The 17,168-nt window shown below is 65.6% G+C and carries 15 protein-coding genes; 14 read left to right on the forward strand and 1 reads right to left on the reverse strand.

What is annotated here, in order from left to right; translation table 11 throughout:
* The 11 genes from BLT66_RS22000 (at position 1) to BLT66_RS22050 (ending at position 11,769) form a co-directional block, all read left to right on the forward strand.
* Complete coding sequence (locus BLT66_RS22000) at positions 1-405, forward strand: VOC family protein (RefSeq protein WP_092761202.1); 405 nt, start codon at positions 1-3, stop codon at positions 403-405.
* A 9-nt stretch (positions 406-414) separates the two neighbouring features.
* The gene (locus BLT66_RS22005) at positions 415-894 is read left to right on the forward strand and encodes a MaoC family dehydratase (RefSeq protein WP_092761204.1); all 480 of its coding nucleotides are present in this window, start codon (positions 415-417) and stop codon (positions 892-894) included.
* A 56-nt stretch (positions 895-950) separates the two neighbouring features.
* The gene (locus BLT66_RS22010) at positions 951-2,174 is read left to right on the forward strand and encodes a CaiB/BaiF CoA transferase family protein (protein WP_092761206.1); all 1,224 of its coding nucleotides are present in this window, start codon (positions 951-953) and stop codon (positions 2,172-2,174) included.
* On the forward strand, positions 2,171-2,986 hold the full coding sequence (aroE, locus tag BLT66_RS22015) for a shikimate dehydrogenase (protein WP_092761208.1): 816 nt from the start codon (positions 2,171-2,173) through the stop codon (positions 2,984-2,986). The genes BLT66_RS22010 and aroE overlap by 4 nt, the downstream gene beginning before the upstream one ends.
* Positions 2,987-3,131: 145 nt before the next feature.
* Positions 3,132-3,668, forward strand: coding sequence for a TRAP transporter small permease (locus BLT66_RS22020; RefSeq protein WP_092761210.1), 537 nt, complete (start codon positions 3,132-3,134; stop codon positions 3,666-3,668).
* A gap of 21 nt (positions 3,669-3,689) precedes the next feature.
* On the forward strand, positions 3,690-4,967 hold the full coding sequence (locus BLT66_RS22025) for a TRAP transporter large permease subunit (protein ID WP_092761212.1): 1,278 nt from the start codon (positions 3,690-3,692) through the stop codon (positions 4,965-4,967).
* Between the two features lie 88 nt (positions 4,968-5,055).
* The gene (locus BLT66_RS22030; RefSeq protein ID WP_092761214.1) at positions 5,056-6,063 is read left to right on the forward strand and encodes a TRAP transporter substrate-binding protein; all 1,008 of its coding nucleotides are present in this window, start codon (positions 5,056-5,058) and stop codon (positions 6,061-6,063) included.
* A gap of 86 nt (positions 6,064-6,149) precedes the next feature.
* Positions 6,150-6,596, forward strand: coding sequence for a type II 3-dehydroquinate dehydratase (aroQ, locus tag BLT66_RS22035; RefSeq protein ID WP_092761216.1), 447 nt, complete (start codon positions 6,150-6,152; stop codon positions 6,594-6,596).
* 72 nt (positions 6,597-6,668) lie between these two features.
* On the forward strand, positions 6,669-7,502 hold the full coding sequence (locus BLT66_RS22040; RefSeq protein WP_092761218.1) for a shikimate dehydrogenase family protein: 834 nt from the start codon (positions 6,669-6,671) through the stop codon (positions 7,500-7,502).
* 26 nt (positions 7,503-7,528) lie between these two features.
* Entirely contained in the window at positions 7,529-8,488 is a 960-nt protein-coding gene (locus BLT66_RS22045; protein WP_092761220.1) for an AEC family transporter, read from the forward strand.
* A gap of 221 nt (positions 8,489-8,709) precedes the next feature.
* On the forward strand, positions 8,710-11,769 hold the full coding sequence (locus BLT66_RS22050; protein WP_092761222.1) for a transglycosylase domain-containing protein: 3,060 nt from the start codon (positions 8,710-8,712) through the stop codon (positions 11,767-11,769).
* Positions 11,770-11,818: 49 nt separating this feature from the next.
* Here the strand turns inward: BLT66_RS22050 and BLT66_RS22055 are convergent, their stop codons facing one another.
* Positions 11,819-12,829 (reverse strand): aldo/keto reductase, encoded by a 1,011-nt coding sequence (locus BLT66_RS22055; protein WP_092761224.1) that lies wholly within the window; start codon positions 12,827-12,829, stop codon positions 11,819-11,821.
* A 103-nt stretch (positions 12,830-12,932) separates the two neighbouring features.
* On the opposite strand from BLT66_RS22055, the gene BLT66_RS22060 reads away from it, so the two are divergent.
* From BLT66_RS22060 to BLT66_RS22070, 3 genes are all read left to right on the forward strand, one after another.
* A complete protein-coding gene (locus BLT66_RS22060) occupies positions 12,933-13,811 on the forward strand; it encodes a LysR family transcriptional regulator (RefSeq protein WP_092761226.1) in 879 nt (292 codons plus the stop codon).
* Between the two features lie 149 nt (positions 13,812-13,960).
* Complete coding sequence (locus tag BLT66_RS22065) at positions 13,961-14,773, forward strand: class I SAM-dependent methyltransferase (protein ID WP_092761228.1); 813 nt, start codon at positions 13,961-13,963, stop codon at positions 14,771-14,773.
* Positions 14,774-15,198: 425 nt separating this feature from the next.
* Complete coding sequence (locus BLT66_RS22070; protein WP_143029257.1) at positions 15,199-17,160, forward strand: TonB C-terminal domain-containing protein; 1,962 nt, start codon at positions 15,199-15,201, stop codon at positions 17,158-17,160.
* The last annotated feature ends 8 nt before the right edge of the window (positions 17,161-17,168 follow it).

Genomic DNA, 17,168 nt, shown 5'->3' on the forward strand with positions numbered 1-17,168 from the left:
ATGGCCTACACCCAGAAATCCTACGTAGAGCACGTCGCCGTGCGCGTCAAAGACATCCAGTGGCACATCAACTTCTTCTATGAAGTACTGGGCATGGACGTGCGCGAAATCGACGGCCCGACCGACGCCCCCAACCAGTACTGGACCCTTGGCGGCATGCAGCTGATGAGCAGCCCCGGTTTCGAAGCCCCGCCCAGCAATGACGCCGGCTGGCTCGCGCATCTGGGGATCATGGTGCAAGACCTGCCCGGTGCGCTGGAGGCCGCCAAAAGCTGGGGCGTCAAGCAACTGCCCCAAGGCAGCAACTGGCTGCAGTTGCCCGACGGCCTGGCGATCGAGCTGATCCAGGCCAGCGGCACATCCGTGGCCGACGTACTCGCCATCAACCCCCGCGCAAAACTCTGAGGCAACCCCATGATCATCCCCAGCTTCAACTTCCAGACCCCCGAAAAATACTGGGACGACGCCCAGGTCGGCGACAGCTGCACCAGCCCCAGCTACCTGGTGACCGGCGAGCGCATCGACGCCTATGCCGAACTGACAGGCGACTACACCCCGGTGCATGTGGACGAGGCCTACGCCAACGCATCCCACTTCGGCTGCCGCGTGGCCCACGGGCTGATGGGCCAGTCGGTGGCCGACGGCCTGAAGACGCAGAGCGAATACCGCTTTCTGCCCGGCATGTCGCTGGGCTGGACCTGGGACTTCTTGCTGCCGATCAAGATTGGCGACGAGCTGCGCGTGCGCTTCCAGGTTGGCAGCATGCGCGCCAGCAAGAGCAAGCCCGGCTGGGGCATTGTGGTGCTGCCATCCGAGCTGCTGAACCAGCACGACCAGGTGGTGCAAAAGGGCGAACACCGCCTGATGGTGCCGCGCCGTCCCGGCAGCTTCTAAAACTACAAATTTCATAGCTAGCTGCGCAGGTACTGCCTGCGCCAGAAGGACATTTCATGCCTAAAAACACCCAAGCCCAGCCGCTCGCCGGCATCCGTGTTGTCGACTACAGCCACTTCCTCGCCGGCCCCTACCTGAGCCGCTGCCTGGCGGCCATGGGCGCGGAAGTCATCAAGGTCGAGCGGCCCAAGGCCGGCGACGCCGGCCGTGCCCACGCTTATTTCATCCAGGGCCAGAGCGGCTACTTTCTGCAGCAGAACATGGGCAAGCAAGGCCTCTGCATCAACCTGAAAGACCCGCGCGGCCTGGCGCTGATGCACAAGCTGACCGACAGCGCCGATGTGTTCGTCGAGAACTACCGCCCCGGCGCGCTGACCAAGCTGGGCCTGGGCTTTGAGGAGCTGTCGGAACGCAACCCCGGCCTGGTGTATTGCTCGATCTCGGCCTACGGCCACACCGGGCCAGACGCGCACCGGGCAGGATTTGGCCTGATAGCAGAGGCCAAGAGCGGCATCATGGCCATGGTCGGCTCGCCCGGCGAAGCGCCGCCGCTGCTGCGGGTGTCGCTGGGCGATATGTACACGGGCATCCACGGCGTGGCCTCGGTCTGCGCGGCGCTGCTGGGCCGGGTCAAGTCGGGCAAGGGCCAGCATATTGATCTGTCGCTGTACGACTGCCTGGTGTCCATGCACGACTACGCGGTGCAGTGCTACACCCTGTCGGGTGGCAAGGACATCCCGGTGCAGACCGGCCACGACATGCCGCAAAGCACGCTGTACGGCGTGTTCAGCGCCAGCGACGGCTACCTGGTGATCGCCGCGCAGGTCGACGATGCCTGGAAGCGCTTTGCCTTGCTGATCGGCGGCGAGGCGCTGGCGGGCGATACCCGCTTCCATACATCGGCCGGACGCAACGAGAACCGCGTTGAAATTCTGGCCCTGGCCAAGGCCTGGGTCGGTGCCCGCAGCGTGGCCGAGGTGCTGGCCGCACTGGACGCCATCGACGTGCCGAGTGCCAAGGTGCAGAACATCGAAGAAGTGTTGAACGACCCGCAGATCCAGGCCCGCAATATGGTGCTGGAGCAGCAGCACCCGGTGCTGGGCGCGATACGCATGCCGAACCTGCCGTTCAATTTCTCTGGCTGCGACAGCCCGGTGCCCAGCGTGGCGCCAACCATGGGCCAGCACAACCGGCAGATCGCCGGCGCGCTGGGCTACAGCGATACCGAGATTGACGCGCTGCTGGAAGCCGGCGTGCTGTACACCTCGGAGGCCATATGACCGATAAGTACGCCGTCATAGGCAACCCCATAGGCCACAGCAAATCGCCGTTGATCCACGGCCAGTTCGCCGAAACCACGGCTCAGGACCTGCTCTACACCGCCATCGAAGGCCCGCTGGACGGCTTTGCCGCGGCGGTGGATGCGTTCCGCGCCGCGGGCGGGCTGGGGCTGAACATCACCACGCCATTCAAGCTGGATGCGTTTCGCTACGCCACCGACCTGAGCGAGCGAGCCCGCCGTGCCGGTGCAGTGAATGCCATGAAGTTCGAGGGCGAGCGCGCTTACGCGGACAACTTCGACGGCGTGGGCCTGGTGCGCGACATCGTGCACAACCTGGGCTGCCCGCTGCAAGGCCAGCGCGTCTTGCTGCTGGGTGCCGGCGGCGCGGTGCGCGGCGCGCTGCTGCCCTTCATGGAACAGCACCCGGCCCGGCTGGTGCTGGCCAACCGCACCCCGGAAAAAGCCCGCGAGCTGGCAGCGACCATAGCCGGCCCGATCAGCGCCTGCAGCTATGCCGAGCTGGCCGACCAGCAGTTCGACCTGGTGGTCAACGCCACCTCGGCCAGTCTGCGCGCCGAGCTGCCACCAGTGCCCGCCAGCGTGTTTTCCCAGGCCCGCCTGGCCTATGAATTGGCTTACGGTAAAGGCCTGACACCGTTTTTGCGGCTCGCGCAGAACGCGGGCGTGGCCCAGCTGGCCGACGGTGTGGGCATGCTGGCCGAGCAGGCCGCCGAGGCCTTTGCCTGGTGGCGCGGCGTACGGCCGGCGACCCGCGACGTCATCGACCAGCTGACGATTCCGCTGGTGTAAACACCGCACCGGTATAGGCGGCCGCAGGTATTCAATTTTGAAATATCAGCTAGCTTGAATTTCGACTCTTGATATAGGGAAACCCCTGAACTCCACAAAGTAACTGGTTAGTACATTAAATAACGAATTTCTAGGAGACAAGTTCATGCTTCAAAAATTGCTAGACGGCTACTGCCGATTGCTGTCGGTGCTGATGGCCGTAGCCCTGGCCTTGATGGTGCTGCTGGTGTTCACCAATGTGGTGATGCGCTACGCCTTCAACTCCGGCATCACCGTGTCCGAGGAGCTGTCGCGCTGGCTGTTTGTCTGGGTGACCTTCCTGGGTGCCATCGTTGCCATGCACGAAGGCGCGCACCTGGGTACCGACATGCTGGTGTCGCGCCTGTCGGTGGCTGGCAAGCGCTTCTGCCTGGTGGTCGGGCATGCACTGATGCTGTTCATCTGCTGGCTGCTGTTCAAGGGTTCGCTGGAGCAGGTCAAGGTCAACTGGGATTCCACCAGCGCCGCCATGGAAGTCTCCATGGGCATCTTCTACGCCTGCGGCATGGTGTGTGCCGTGTCGGGTGCGGTGATTCTGCTGAACCACCTGTGGCGCCTGGTGAAGGGCGAGCTGTCGGACGACGAGCTGATCGGCATCCGCGAGTCCGAAGAAGAGCCGATCGACGTGCCCAAGCCCCTGTAAACCCCAGCGAAGTTTTCAACCATGACTATTGCCGTTTTCCTGGGCTCCCTGCTCGCCGCCATGGCGCTGGGCATCCCTATCGCTTTCTCCCTGCTGCTCTGCGGTGTCGCCCTGATGTGGCACATGAACATGTTCGACGCCCAGATCCTGGCGCAGAACATCATGGAAGGCGCAAACAGCTTTCCGTTGCTGGCCGTGCCCTTCTTCATGCTGGCCGGCGAGGTGATGAACACCGGCGGCCTGTCCCGCCGCATCGTCGACTTCGCGCTGGCGCTGGTCGGCCACATCCGCGGCGGCCTGGGCTATGTGACGATTGTGGCGGCCTGCATCTTGTCGGCCCTGTCGGGCTCGGCCGTTGCCGACGCGGCGGCCCTGACCGCGCTGCTGCTGCCCATGATGGTGAAAGCCGGCCACGACAAGGCACGCAGCGGCGGCCTGATCGCAGCCTGCGGCGTGATCGGCCCGATCATCCCGCCGTCCATCGGCTTTGTGATCTTCGGCGTGGCCGCCAATGTGTCGATCACCAAGCTGTTCCTGGCCGGCATCTTCCCGGGCATCCTGCTGGCCGCCGGCCTGTGGGCCACCTGGTGGTGGACCACGCGTAGCGAAAAGCTGGAGCCACCACCGCGCAAGTCGACCGCAGAAGTAATGCTGGCCTTCCGCAAGGCCGGCTGGGCGCTGACCCTGCCGCTGCTGATTTTGTTCGGCCTGCGCTTCGGCCTGTTCACACCCACCGAAGCCGCCGTGGTGGCTGCCGTGTTCGCCCTGTTCGTGGCCGGTGTGATCTACCGCGAACTCACCTGGAGCACCCTGTACGGCACCTTTGTGGCCGCTGCCAAAACCACCGCGGTGGTGATGTTCCTGGTGGCTGCGGCCATGGTCTCGGCCTGGCTGATCACGGTGGCCCAGCTGCCGGCCCAGGTGGTCGACCTGCTGAGCCCGCTGCTGGGCAGCCCTACCCTGCTGCTGATGGCCATCATGCTGCTGGTGATGGTGGTTGGTACCGCCATGGACATGACGCCCACCATCCTGATCCTGACGCCCGTGCTGATGCCCCTGGTGAAAGCCGCTGGTATCGACCCGGTGTACTTCGGCGTGCTGTTCATCATCAACAACTCCATCGGCCTGGTGACGCCACCGGTCGGCACGGTGCTGAACGTGGTGGCCGGCGTGGGCCGGATGAAGATGGACGACGTGACCCGCGGCGTGATGCCTTTCATGATCGTGCAGTTCATCGTGATGTTCCTGATGGTGCTGTTCCCGCAAATCATCATGTGGCCGGCCCGCCTGCTGTACTGATACCGCCTTGTTTTCGAAGCGGGGCGTGTCTGGTACGCCATGCCCTGCATCCCCCCATTTGCGTACTGTGTAATTTCAGGAGACAAGCATGAAACGTCTGATGATCAAGACTCTGGTGGCCGCTGCCGCCGTGGCCGCCTTCGGCATGGCTGGCGCACAGGACATCAAGGAGCACACGCTCAAGATCGGCCTCAACGGCCCGGAAAACCACCCTGCCGCAGCCGGCATGAAGAAGTTTGCCGAACTGGTTGCAGCCAAGTCCGGCGGCAAGATCAAGGCCAACCTGTTCTTCAACGGCAGCCTGGGCAGCGACCAGGCCGTGGTCTCGTCCATGAAGGGCGGCACGATTGAAATGGCGGTCATGAACACCGGCATCCTGGCCAGCGAAGTGAAGGAAGTTGCGATATTCGACTTCCCCTTCCTGTTCGCCAACGAGAAGGAATCGGACGCCATCGTCGACGGCCCGGTCGGCAAGAAGATGCACGCCCTGCTGGAGCAAAAAGGCCTGGTCGGCCTGGCCTACTGGGAACTCGGCTACCGCCAGATCACCAACAGCAAGCGCCCACTGAACAAGGTGGAAGACATCGAAGGCCTGAAGCTGCGCGTGATCCCCAACCCGATCAACGTCGCCTGGGTCAAGGCCCTGGGCGCCAACCCCACGCCCATGCCCTTCCCCGAGGTCTATGGTGGCCTGGAGCAAAAAGCCATTGACGGCCAGGAAAACCCGATCAGCGTGATCGCCGCCAACAAGTTCTGGGAAGTGCAGAAGAACATCGCCCTGACCAACCACCAGTACAACCCGCAATCGGTGATCTTCAGCAAGAAGGTCTGGGACACACTGACAGCAGCCGAGAAGAAGATCATCGACGACGCGGCCGACGAAGCCACCCAGTACCAGCGCCAGCAGGCCCGCGCCGCCGTAGCGACCAACCTCGAGCTGCTGAAGAAGAACGGCATGACCGTGACCCAGTTCTCGCCCGCCGAAGTCGCCAAGCTGCGCGACAAGATGAAGCCGGTGATTGCCCAGTTCACCGCCAGCGTGGGTGAAGCCACGGTCAACGAAGTCACGGCCGAACTGGCCAAGCTGCGCAAGTAACGACCCAGGCTCAAAATAGGGCTTGTCGGCCCGGCCGCTGCGCCGGGCCTTTGACACAACCCCATCTACCCAAGGAAACCACCTCCATGAAAATCCTCATGCTGCACGGCATCAACCACAACATGTTTGGCAAGCGCGACCCCAAGCAGTACGGCACCATCACGCTGGACGAAATCAACGCCAGCCTGGTGGCACTGGGCAAAGAGCTGGGCACCGAGGTGGAGGCCTACCAAACCAATGGCGAAGGCGATATGTGCGAACGCATCCACCAGGCCTATGCCGACGGCGTGGACGCGGTGCTGATCAACGCCGGCGCCTGGACCCACTACAGCTACGGCATCCGCGATGCGCTGGCCATCCTGACCTGCCCGGTGGTGGAAATCCACATGTCCAACATCCACGCCCGCGAAGCCTTCCGCCACGTGTCGGTGTTCGCCGAAATCGTCAAGGGCCAGATCTGCGGCTTTGGCGTAGACAGCTACCTGCTGGGCCTGCGCGCCGGCGTGTCGGCCGCCCAAGCTGCCAAGGCATAAGCTACACAATTAATAGCTGCCAGCGCTTATTGAATATGCGCTAGAGGCACTTTTCATTTCACAGGACCCTCCGTGATTACAGGCAACACCGAACTCATCGCCCACATCGGCTTCCCCACCCACGCCTTCAAGGCACCGATGATTTACAACCCCTACTTCGACCAGGCCGGCATCGATGCCGTGGTCGTACCCATGGGTTGCAAGGCCGAAGACTACCCGGCATTTCTGCGCTCGGTGTTCAGCCTGGCCAACATCCGCGGCGCGCTGATCACCATGCCGCACAAGGTCACCACCGCCGGCCTGCTGGACGAGGTTTCGCCCACCGCCCAGATCGCCGGCGCCTGCAACGCGGTGCGCCGCAATGCCGACGGCAAGCTGGTCGGCGACATGTTCGACGGCGAGGGCTTTGTGCGCGGCGTGCAGCGCAAGGGCTTGCAGCTCCAGGGCATACGCGCAGTGGTGGTGGGCTGCGGCGGCGTAGGCTCGGCGATTGCCGCCTCGCTGGCGGCGGCCGGCGTCGGCACGCTGCGCCTGTATGACGCCTACGGCCCGTCGATGGACGGCCTGGCCGGGCGCTTACGCCAGCACTACCCGGCGCTGGTGGTGGAAACCGGCTCGAATGACCCGGCCGACTGCGACCTGGTGGTCAACGCCACGCCCATGGGCATGAACGACGGCGACCCGCTGCCCATGGACGTGTCCCGCATCGCCCCCAGCGCCTTCGTCGGCGAAGTGGTGATGAAGGCCGAAACCACCGCCTTCCTGGCCGCCGCCCAGGCGCGCGGCTGCCGGGTGCAGGTGGGCACCGACATGCTGTTCGAGCAAATCCCGGCCTACCTCGAGTTCTTCGGCCTGCCAACCACCACGCCCGAGGTTCTGCGCTCCGTCGCTACGCTGAAGTATTAACAGTACGGCAGGTAGACGGCCCCACGATGCTCCAGATACTGGCAATCACCACCCCCATCTACCTGATCATCGCCGCGGGCTATCTGGCCGTACGCTGCGGGCTGTTCGCCAAGCCCGAAATGCGCGTACTGGGCCGCTTCGTCATCAACTTCTGCACGCCGGCGCTGATCTTCCGCGCGCTGTCGCAGCGTTCGCTGGGCGAGGTGTTGAACGCGCCATTTCTGCTGGCCTATGCGCTGGGTTCACTGGCGGTGCTGTTCGGCGCCATCGCCTATGTGCGCCGGGTGCGCCGCCAGCCGCTGACCCCGGCCGCCATACAGGGCCTGGGCATGTCGGCATCGAACAGCGCCTTTATCGGCTACCCCATCGTGCAGCAGCTGATCGGGCCGCCCGCAGGGGTGGCGCTGGCGCTGTGCATGGTCGTGGAAAACCTGCTGATCCTGCCGCTGGCCCTGGCACTGGCCGACCGCGGCGACAACCGCCATGGCGCGGGCCAGCGCTGGCACCAGGTGCTGGCCGAGTCCTTCAAAGGCCTGCTGAAGAACCCGATGATCGTGGCCATCGTGGCCGGCTTTTGCTTTGCACTGCTGGGCCTGCAGCTGCCCGAGGTGCTGGCCCGCACGGTGCAGATCGTCGCCACCGCGGCCAGCCCCATATCCTTGTTTGTGATTGGCGGCACCCTGGTCGGCTTGCAGCTGTCCGGCGTGCGGCGGGACATGGCGACCATCAGCTTTGGCAAGCTGGTATTGCACCCGCTGGCGGTGTTGGCCGTGCTGTTGCTGCTGCCGCCCATAGACCCCGCGCTGCGCGTGGCGGCGGTCGTGTTTGCCAGCGTGCCCATGCTCAGCATCTACCCGGTGGTGGCGCAGAAGTACCACCTCGAAGGCCTGACCGCCGCCGCCCTGCTGGTGACCACGGTGGCCTCCTTTCTGTCCATCAGCCTGCTGCTCTGGGCCTTGCATGCGCTGCTGGGCTGGACGCCATAAGAAAATAAGCCAAACAAGGCTGCAGCGCATATTCCATCTGCGCAAGACGCTTCTAATTCAATAGCATCAACCGGCTGCCAGCTGGCCTTTCTCCGCCCTGTGCATGGCTATTTAACAACAGCCCATCGAAGTAGTGCGGTCCCACACGGCAGCCGGGCGTTTTTCACACAAACTCAGGATAGGCTTGCTACCAAGTGAATAAATGGGGGTGGGTGGTGCGTATGCGGCAGAAATGGGTTTCAGGGGTGATTAGATTTCGGTATATCGCCGCCGTTGTGCTGCTAGCGCTGCTGGTGGCGGCCGGGATGCTGGTCGCGCAGGAGATGCGCACGTCGGCCCACCAGGCCCGGTTTTTTGCCGAACTGGCCCGCAAGGCCACGTTTGAGCTCAACACCGGCCCCAGCCCGTCGATCCGCTTCCCGCAGAGTGCGCCCTATGACGACCGGCTCGGCTATGCGCAGCTGCCCGGCTATCTGAAAAAGCTCCAAACCCGCGACTTCGAGATCGCCCAGCAGGCGCGCATCTCCCCCACCATGGCCACCATCGTGGACGACGGCTACTACGCCCCGTATGCCGAGAAAACCCAGGGCGGCCTGCGCGTGCTGGACCGGCACAACACGCCGCTGTTCCAGGAGTGCTATCCGCAGCGCGTGTTCGAGCGCTTTGACGACATCGCGCCCATCCTGGTCGACAGCTTGCTGTTCATCGAAAACCGCGAGCTGCTCGACCCCGACCAGCCCAAGCGCAACCCGGCGGTCGAATGGGACCGGCTGGCCAATGCGGTGCTGGTCAAGGCCGAAAGCAGCCTCACCGGCACGGCACGCACGCCCGGCGGCAGCACCCTGGCCACCCAGATCGAGAAGTACCGCCACTCGTCCGAGGGCCGCACCTCCAGCATCCAGGACAAGCTGCGGCAGATGGTCTCGGCCGCCCTGCGCGCCTACCAGCAAGGTGAAGACACCAGCGCGGTGCGGCGCCAGATCGTGCTGGCCTATATGAACACCATGCCGCTGTCGGCCAAGGCCGGCTTTGGCGAGGTGCATGGCATGGGCGACGGCCTGTGGGTCTGGTACGGGCAGGACTTCCAGCAGGTCAACCGCCTGCTGAAAACCGTGACCGAGCCCGAGGCCCAGATCTCCGTACAGGCCGAGCAGGCCCAGCTGTACAAGCAGGCGCTGAGCCTGCTGATCTCGCAGCGCCGCCCGTCCTACTACTTTGACGCCGACGAGGCCGAGCTGGACCAGCTGACCAACAGCCATCTGCGCCTGCTGGGCAGCGCCGGCGTAATCAGCCCCGCGCTGCGCGATGCAGCCTTGCAGGCCCAGCTGCACCGGCGCGCCCAGAAGGTGCCGACCGAAGCCGTGTCCTTCGTCACCCAAAAAGCTGCCAACGCGGTGCGCACCCACCTGTCCAGCCTGCTCGGCAACAACCGCCTGTACGACCTGGACCGGCTGGACCTGAGCGCCGCCAGCACCCTGGACGCACCTGTGCAAGCCGCCGTCACCCAGCTGCTGCGCGACCTGCGCGAACCCGAAAGCGCCAAGGCCGCCGGGCTGAACGCCAAGCAGCTGCTGGACCGCGGTGACCCCGCCAAGGTGGTGTACAGCTTCACCCTGTACGAGCGCGGCGCCGACGCCAACCTGCTGCGCGTGCAGACCGACAACTACGACCAGCCGCTGAACATCAACGAAGGCACCAAGCTGGACCTCGGCTCCACCGCCAAGCTGCGCACCCTGATCACCTACCTCGACATCATCGACAAGCTGCACCAACGCCTGTCCACCCAGGACGCTAAAGAGCTGCGCGCGCTCAGCGTGGACCGGCAAGACGTACTGACCCGCTGGGCCGCCGATTACCTGGCCAGCACCCAGGACCGCAGCCTGGCCAAGATGCTGGACGCGGCGCTAGAGCGGCAGTATTCGGCCAACAACGCCGAAGGCTTCATGACCGGCGGCGGCCTGCACCATTTCGACAACTTCAACCGCGACGACAACGCACGGGTGATGTCGGTGCGCAACGGCCTGCGCAATTCGGTGAACCTGGTGTTCATCCGCCTGATGCGCGACATCGTGCACCACTACATGTTCCTCACGCCTGGCTCGTCGGCCAAGCTGCTGCAAGATGCCGACGACCCGCGCCGCGCCGCCTACCTGACCCGCTTTGCCGACCGCGAAGGCCAGGTCTTCATGCGCCGCTTCCTGGTCAAGTACCAGGGCAAGACCGCCGAGCAAGCCGAAGACGTGCTGCTGGGCAGCGTGCGCCCCACCGCCTCGCGGCTGGCGGCCATCTACCGCACGATTGCGCCCGAGGCCTCGCTGGAGCAGTTCTCGGCCTTCGTCACCGACCACCTGCCCGACGGCCTGGACCCGACCGAGCCTCGGCTGGCCAAGCTCTACGCCCAGTACGCACCCGAGCAGATGTCGCTGGCCGACCGAGGCTACCTGGCCAGTGTGCACCCGCTGGAACTCTGGCTGGTCGGCTACCTGCGCCAGCACCCGGGCGCCAGCCAGACGCAGGTGATGGAGGCCAGCGTGGCCGAGCGGCAGACGGTCTATGCCTGGCTGTTCTCCACCCACCGCAAGCAGGCGCAGGACAAACGCATCCTCGGCCTGCTGGAGGGCGAAGGCTTTCTGGAAATCCATCGCCAGTGGGCGCAGATGGGCTACCCGTTTGAAACGCTGGTGCCCTCCTACGCCACGGCGCTAGGCGCCTCGGCCGACCGTCCGGCCGCACTGGCCGAAATGATGGGCATTTTGGTCAACGGCGGCCTGCGCAAGCCCAACACCCGCATAGAGTCGCTGCACTTTGCCGCCGCCACGCCGTATGAAACCCGGCTGCAGTACAAGGCCGGCAAGGCCGAACAGGTGCTGGCCCCCGAAGTCGCCCAGGCCGCGCTCGGCGCGGTGCGCCGGGTGGTGGACGAAGGCACGGCGGTACGGGTCAAAAACGCGTTCCTGCGGCCCGACGGCAGCAGCTTCCCGGTAGGCGGCAAAACCGGCACCGGCGACCAGCGCTTCGACACCTACGGCGCCGGCGGCAAGTTGCTGCAGTCGCGGGTGGTGAACCGGTCTGCCACCTTTGTCTTCAACATCGACGAGCGCTTCTTCGGCACCATCATCGCCTACGTGCCCGGCGCCCAGGCCGCCGGCTACGACTTCACCAGCGCCCTGCCGGTGCAGCTGCTGAAGGTGCTGGCGCCGCAGCTCACGCCCTTGCTGGTAGGTGGCGATGCGGCGCCGCCAGCGGCCCCGAGCGGGGCAGCGTGCGGGGGCAAAGGCTGAGCGGCTCAGGCCTGGTGCGCTACCTATCGTAGACGGCACTCATCCAGGCTCAGGACGCCGCTTCCGGCACATTGGTCCCCATCCCCTCGGGCAGCAGCAGCGTGATCTCGGCCAGCTCCTGTGGACTCAAGCGGAAGTCTGCCGCCCCGATCAGGCCATCGACCTGCCCGGACCGCCGCGCGCCCACGATGGCCCCTGTGACGGCCGACTGCCGTAACACCCAGGCGATGGCCACCGCGGCAGGCGTCAGCCCATGCCTTTGCCCAATGCTGCGCAGTGTCTCCACCAGTGCGAGGTTGCGCGTCAACCGGGGTTCCTGGTAGTCCGGGCTGCGGGTCTTGCGCCAGTCGTCGTCGGGCAGGCTGGCAATGCGCGCGCGGTTCATGGCGCCCGTCAGCAGGCCCGACTGCAACGTGGAGTAGGCAATGACACCGATCCCCGCCTGCTCGCAAAACGGCAAGATGTCGTTTTCGACCTCCCGCATCAGCGCCGAGTACGGTGGTTGCAGCGAGGCAATGGCAGTCACCGCCTGCGCCCGCCGGATCTGCGCCACGTTGAAATTGGACACACCGATGGCCCGGATCTTCCCCTGGTCGCGCGCCTTGGCCAGCACCGCCAACGCAGCCTCGATGCGGTCGTCCGGGCCGCCCGGCGGGAAGGCCGGCCAGTGGATCTGGTAGAGGTCGATGGTCTGGACCTGCAGGCGGCGCAGGCTGTCTTCGATCTCCTGCAGCAAGGATTCGGGGGCCAGCGAGTGGGAGATTTTCTTGGTGCTGCGATCCCACACCAGGCTGCCCTTGGTGAACACCAGCGGACGGCGCGACGCCGGCACCCGGCGTAACAGCTGGCCGACGACTTCTTCGGCATGGCCCAGGCCGTAAACGGCGGCGGTATCGATCCAGTTCACGCCGCGCTCTACGGCATATTCCAGTGCGGCCAGGCTGTCGGCATCGTCCTGCGCACCCCAGCCAAACTCCCAGCCCGGGCCGGCAATGGCCCAGGTGCCCAGCCCGATGGGCGAGATCGTGAAATCGGCATTGCCGAGTCGTTTCTGTTGCATGGCTCAAACTTCCTTCAATAACGGACCGCCAGTGTCTTGCCCCACATAACAATTGATAAGCCGTGTTATGTTTGTTGAACCACTGAGCCAATTTCATCAAAGAATGCCCGATTTACACGAACTGGATAGCTTTGCGGCGGTCGCCCGCCACCGCAGTTTCCGCAAGGCGGCGGAAGAACGCGGGGTGTCGGCCTCCGCATTGAGCCACGCCCTGCGCGGCCTGGAAGAACGGCTAGGCCTGCGCTTGCTCAACCGCACCACGCGCAGCGTGACGCCCACCGAGGCGGGCGAACTCTTGCTGGCACGGCTGGCTCCGGCCTTGCGCGAGGTGGCCGATGCGCTGGTGGATTTGACCGCCATGCAGCAAGTACCCAGCGGTACCTTGCGGCTGAATGTGCCCAGGCCAGCCGCCCGCCTAGTGCTGGCCCCCCTGCTGGCCCGTTTCGTCGCGGCCTATCCGCGTATCCAGGTCGAGGTGGTGACCGACGACCGCCTCACCGACATCGTGGACAGCGGGTTCGACGCAGGCATCCGCTTCGGCGAAAGCCTGGCCGGCGACATGGTGGCAGTGCCTATCGGCGCGCCGCAACGCTTCGTGACCGTGGCGGCACCGGGCTACCTGGCCACCCACGGCACACCGCAGGTGCCGCGCGATCTGCTCGGACACGCGTGTATCGGCAGGCGCTTTCCCAGCGGCAACCTGTATGCATGGGAACTGCAGGCCGACGGCCAGGCCCTGTCCCTCAGCGTCGAGGGGCCGCTGGTTTTTGACGACGATGCGCTGATGATCCAGGCTGCGTGCGATGGTGCGGGTGTCGCGTATGTCTACGAGTCGCAGGTCCGTGACGAACTGCTGGCGGGCCGGCTGGTCGCCGTATTGGATGCGTGGAGTGCGCCGCCCAGCCGGTTCTTTTTGTACTACCCCAGTCGGCGGCATCTGCCTTCGGCGTTGAGAAGCTTTGTGGATTTCATACGCAACTGATACTTAAAAAATATGGAGGAAATAGGCCTCCAGCGCATATTCCATCTGCGCGAGCCGCTCTTAATTTAAGAGCAAATCCTGAGCTATGCCGTCGTTGACGAGCCCGGCCTACAGGGCCACCATAGCCCACGGGCTTTGCAGGAGGTGCCATGGCCGAGAGCGACAAGGTGTTTGCGGGTGCTATCCCCAAGTTCTACGACACGCTGATGGTCCCGCTGATCTTCGGGGCCTATGCCGCCGACACGGCGGCGCTTGTCGCCAGCTTCTCGCCCGGCGCGGTGCTGGAAACGGCGGCCGGCAGCGGCGTGGTCACCCGGGCGCTAGCGCCCCAGCTCCGCGCCGACGCGCGCTACGTGGTGACCGACCTGAACCAGCCCATGCTCGACTACGCCGCCAGCCGCCAAGGGTTTGACAGCCGCATCGCGTGGCAGCAGGCCGACGCGCTCGCCCTGCCCTTCGACGATGCATCTTTCGACGTGGTGTGCTGCCAGTTTGGCGCCATGTTTTTCCCCAACCGGGTCACCGGCTACGCCGAGGCGCGCCGCGTGCTGCGGCCCGGCGGGCGCTTTGTCTTCAGCGTCTGGGACCGCATCGAAGAAAACGCCTTTGCCGACGACGTCACCCAGGCCGTAGCCACGGTGTTTCCGCACGACCCGCCGCGCTTTCTGGCCCGCACGCCGCACGGCTACCACGATGTTGCAGTGATACGCGCCGACCTGGGCCGCGCCGGGTTCAGCGACATCACCATCGACACACGCCAGAAGCTGAGCCACGCGCCCTCGGCACGCGACGCCGCCACCGCCTACTGCCAAGGGACGCCGCTGCGCAGCGAAATCGAGGCGCGCGACGCCAGCCTGCTGCAGCTCGCCACGGACCGCGCCACCGAGGCCATCGCCAGCCGCCATGGCGATGGCCCGGTGGCCGGCAAAATCCAGGCGCACGTGATCGTGGCGTCGGGCTAGCGAAGTCCCGCAGTCCCCGGCAGCGGCTACATTCGTAGCTGCACCAAATTCCCCGGCAGTCTGCGTACGGCTGCCGGACCACCCCGCACGTGTCAACCGAAGCAATACCTGTCCCAACCGATAGCCCGTGGCTGAGCCAGCGCATGCGCCCTGCGCGCGAGCGGCTGTCGCTGGGTTTTGTGTTATCTGTGCTGTTCCACGCGCTGCTGTTGAGCCTGACGTTGGGTGGCGACGAGATCGGGCTTCCGGGCTTCGGCTTTCCCTGGCAGGAACGACGCGGCGAGGTGCCGGAGCTGCGCGTTGTGCTCGAACCGGCGCCGGCCGCGACCGCCGAGCCATCACAAAACGCAACCGCAGGTCCACCTGCGTCCGGTAGCCCGAAGCCGGCGCCATCCACGGCGGCTGCGGCCCCGGCGGGAACGCCATTGCGTGCCGATCCGCCCGGCGAGCCCGCGCCGCCACAGGACTCCGAGCCTGCGGCCATAGCATCGAACCCGCCCGATGGGATGACCTGGATAGCGCCACCCACCGATGCCGAGCAGCGCCAAGCCGAACGTGAGGAGGCGGCTAGGCTGAAGACGGCCCTACAGGAAGCGAAGCGGATCGAAACGGCGCGCCTGGACGCTGAGCGGCAAGCGGCGGCAGAAGCCTTGCGGGCACAGGCGGCGCAACGGGAAGCCGAGCGGCAGGAAGCCGCCAAGGCGGCGCGCATCGAAGCCGAACGCCAGGAGGCGGCCTTGGTCGAGACGACCCGGCTGGAGGCAGCACGAAAGGAAGTCGCCCGCCAAGAAGCGGCACGCGCCGAGGCCGCACGTCTGGAGCTTGAACAGCAGGAGGCCAGGCGGCAACTTGTCGCCCGGCAAGACGCCGCACGCCAGGAAGCGAACCTGGTCGAGGCGGCTCGGCTGGAGACGTTAAGGCAAGAGGCGATTCGCCAAGAAGCAGCCCGGGCCGATGCCGCGCGCTTGGAGGTCGAACGCCAGGAAGCCACCCGGCTGCTGACAGCGCGGCAAGAGGCAGCCCAGCAGGAGGCCGCTCGCCAGACAGCGGTACGGGCCGAGGCCAGCCGCCAGGAAGCAGCGCGGGCCGAGGCTGCGCGGCAAGAAGCCGAGCGCCAGGAAGCCGCAAAGCAGGCGGCAGCCAAACAGGAAGCGGTGCGGCAAGATGCCGCGCGCCAGGAGGCGGCACGGGTCGAAGCGGCTAAGCAAGAAGCGGCTCGGCAAGAAGCCTTGCAGGCCCAGGCTGCCAGGCTGGAAGCCGATAAACAGGAAGCCGCCAAGGCGGCACGCTTGGAGGCTGAACGCCAGGAAGCCTTGCGCCAAAACACCGCCCGCCAAGAAGCGGCGCGGGCCGAGGCCACACGACAGGAAGCCGAACGCCAGGAAGCTGCGAAGCGATTGGCGGCACGGCAAGAGGCCGCCCGCCAGGAGACCGCCAAACAAGAAGCCGCACGGGCCCAGGCCACCCGCGAGGAGCTTGCACGCCAGGAGGCTGCGCGCCAGCAAGCCGCACGCACCGAAGCCGCCCGTTTGGAGGCCGAACGCCAGGAGGCCACCCGGCAAGCCGCGGCGAAGCAAGAAGAGGCACGGCAGGAAGCGGCACGACAAGCCGCGGCGCAGCAGGATGCCGCCCGCCAAGCGGCAGCGAGGGCAGACGCCGCACGCCAGGAAGCAGCGCGTGCCAGCGCTGCACGGCAGGAAGCCGAACGCCAGGAAGCGGCGGCACAGGCACAGGCACAGGCACAGGCACAGGCACAGGCACAGGCAGCGGCACGGCAAGAGGCAGGACGGCAAGAAGCCGAACGCCTTGAGGCCGCAAAGCAGGCGGCAGCCCATCAAGAGGCTGCGCGGCAAGACGCTGGCCGCCAGGAGGCAGCACGGGTCGAAGCCGCGCGGCTAGACGCTGTGCGGGTGGCGACGGAGCAACGCGAAGAACGGCTCAAGGCGATAGGACGGCAGCTGAACGAAGAAGCAGATCGGCGAGCCGCCGCAGTTGCGGCGCGCCCCTCCCCCACGCTGCCCTCGTCATGGAGCAGCGCCCGCCGCGGCCGGATCTTTGGGCGCAGCGATACCAACGAGGAAATGGTCCGCTACGCCGAAGCCTGGAGCCGGAAGATCGAGCTCAACATGACCTTTGACGCAATCCGCGAAGCCGCCAAGCAGCCGCATACCGATCCCCTGGTAATGGTGGCCGTGCGCAGCGATGGCTCGGTGGAGTCGGTGAGCTTCGTGCGCTCCAGCGGCGTGCCGGCCCTCGACGAAGCGATACGCAGCGTCATACAAAGCCAGGCGGGCTACCCGCCGTTCCAACCCGCCCTGGCCCGCGAATTCGACGTGATCGAGATCCGCCGCAGCTGGCACTTCGATATGGCGATCCGCTTGTACTGAATCGACGC

This window comes from Rhodoferax sp. OV413, from assembly GCF_900104385.1.
In the GTDB taxonomy this organism is placed as follows: Bacteria; Pseudomonadota; Gammaproteobacteria; order Burkholderiales; family Burkholderiaceae_C; genus Rhodoferax_B.

What these genes read in the sequence shown, in the direction of transcription:
- BLT66_RS22060 (WP_092761226.1), top strand. Translation starts at nt 12,933, where the DNA reads ATGCCCGATTTACACGAACTGGATAGCTTTGCGGCGGTCGCCCGCCAC.
- BLT66_RS22000 (WP_092761202.1), top strand. Translation starts at nt 1, where the DNA reads ATGGCCTACACCCAGAAATCCTACGTAGAGCACGTCGCCGTGCGCGTC.
- BLT66_RS22010 (WP_092761206.1), top strand. Translation starts at nt 951, where the DNA reads ATGCCTAAAAACACCCAAGCCCAGCCGCTCGCCGGCATCCGTGTTGTC.
- aroE (WP_092761208.1), top strand. Translation starts at nt 2,171, where the DNA reads ATGACCGATAAGTACGCCGTCATAGGCAACCCCATAGGCCACAGCAAA.
- BLT66_RS22030 (WP_092761214.1), top strand. Translation starts at nt 5,056, where the DNA reads ATGAAACGTCTGATGATCAAGACTCTGGTGGCCGCTGCCGCCGTGGCC.
- BLT66_RS22055 (WP_092761224.1), bottom strand. Translation starts at nt 12,829, where the DNA reads ATGCAACAGAAACGACTCGGCAATGCCGATTTCACGATCTCGCCCATC.
- BLT66_RS22045 (WP_092761220.1), top strand. Translation starts at nt 7,529, where the DNA reads ATGCTCCAGATACTGGCAATCACCACCCCCATCTACCTGATCATCGCC.
- aroQ (WP_092761216.1), top strand. Translation starts at nt 6,150, where the DNA reads ATGAAAATCCTCATGCTGCACGGCATCAACCACAACATGTTTGGCAAG.
- BLT66_RS22025 (WP_092761212.1), top strand. Translation starts at nt 3,690, where the DNA reads ATGACTATTGCCGTTTTCCTGGGCTCCCTGCTCGCCGCCATGGCGCTG.
- BLT66_RS22065 (WP_092761228.1), top strand. Translation starts at nt 13,961, where the DNA reads ATGGCCGAGAGCGACAAGGTGTTTGCGGGTGCTATCCCCAAGTTCTAC.
- BLT66_RS22020 (WP_092761210.1), top strand. Translation starts at nt 3,132, where the DNA reads ATGCTTCAAAAATTGCTAGACGGCTACTGCCGATTGCTGTCGGTGCTG.
- BLT66_RS22005 (WP_092761204.1), top strand. Translation starts at nt 415, where the DNA reads ATGATCATCCCCAGCTTCAACTTCCAGACCCCCGAAAAATACTGGGAC.
- BLT66_RS22050 (WP_092761222.1), top strand. Translation starts at nt 8,710, where the DNA reads ATGCGGCAGAAATGGGTTTCAGGGGTGATTAGATTTCGGTATATCGCC.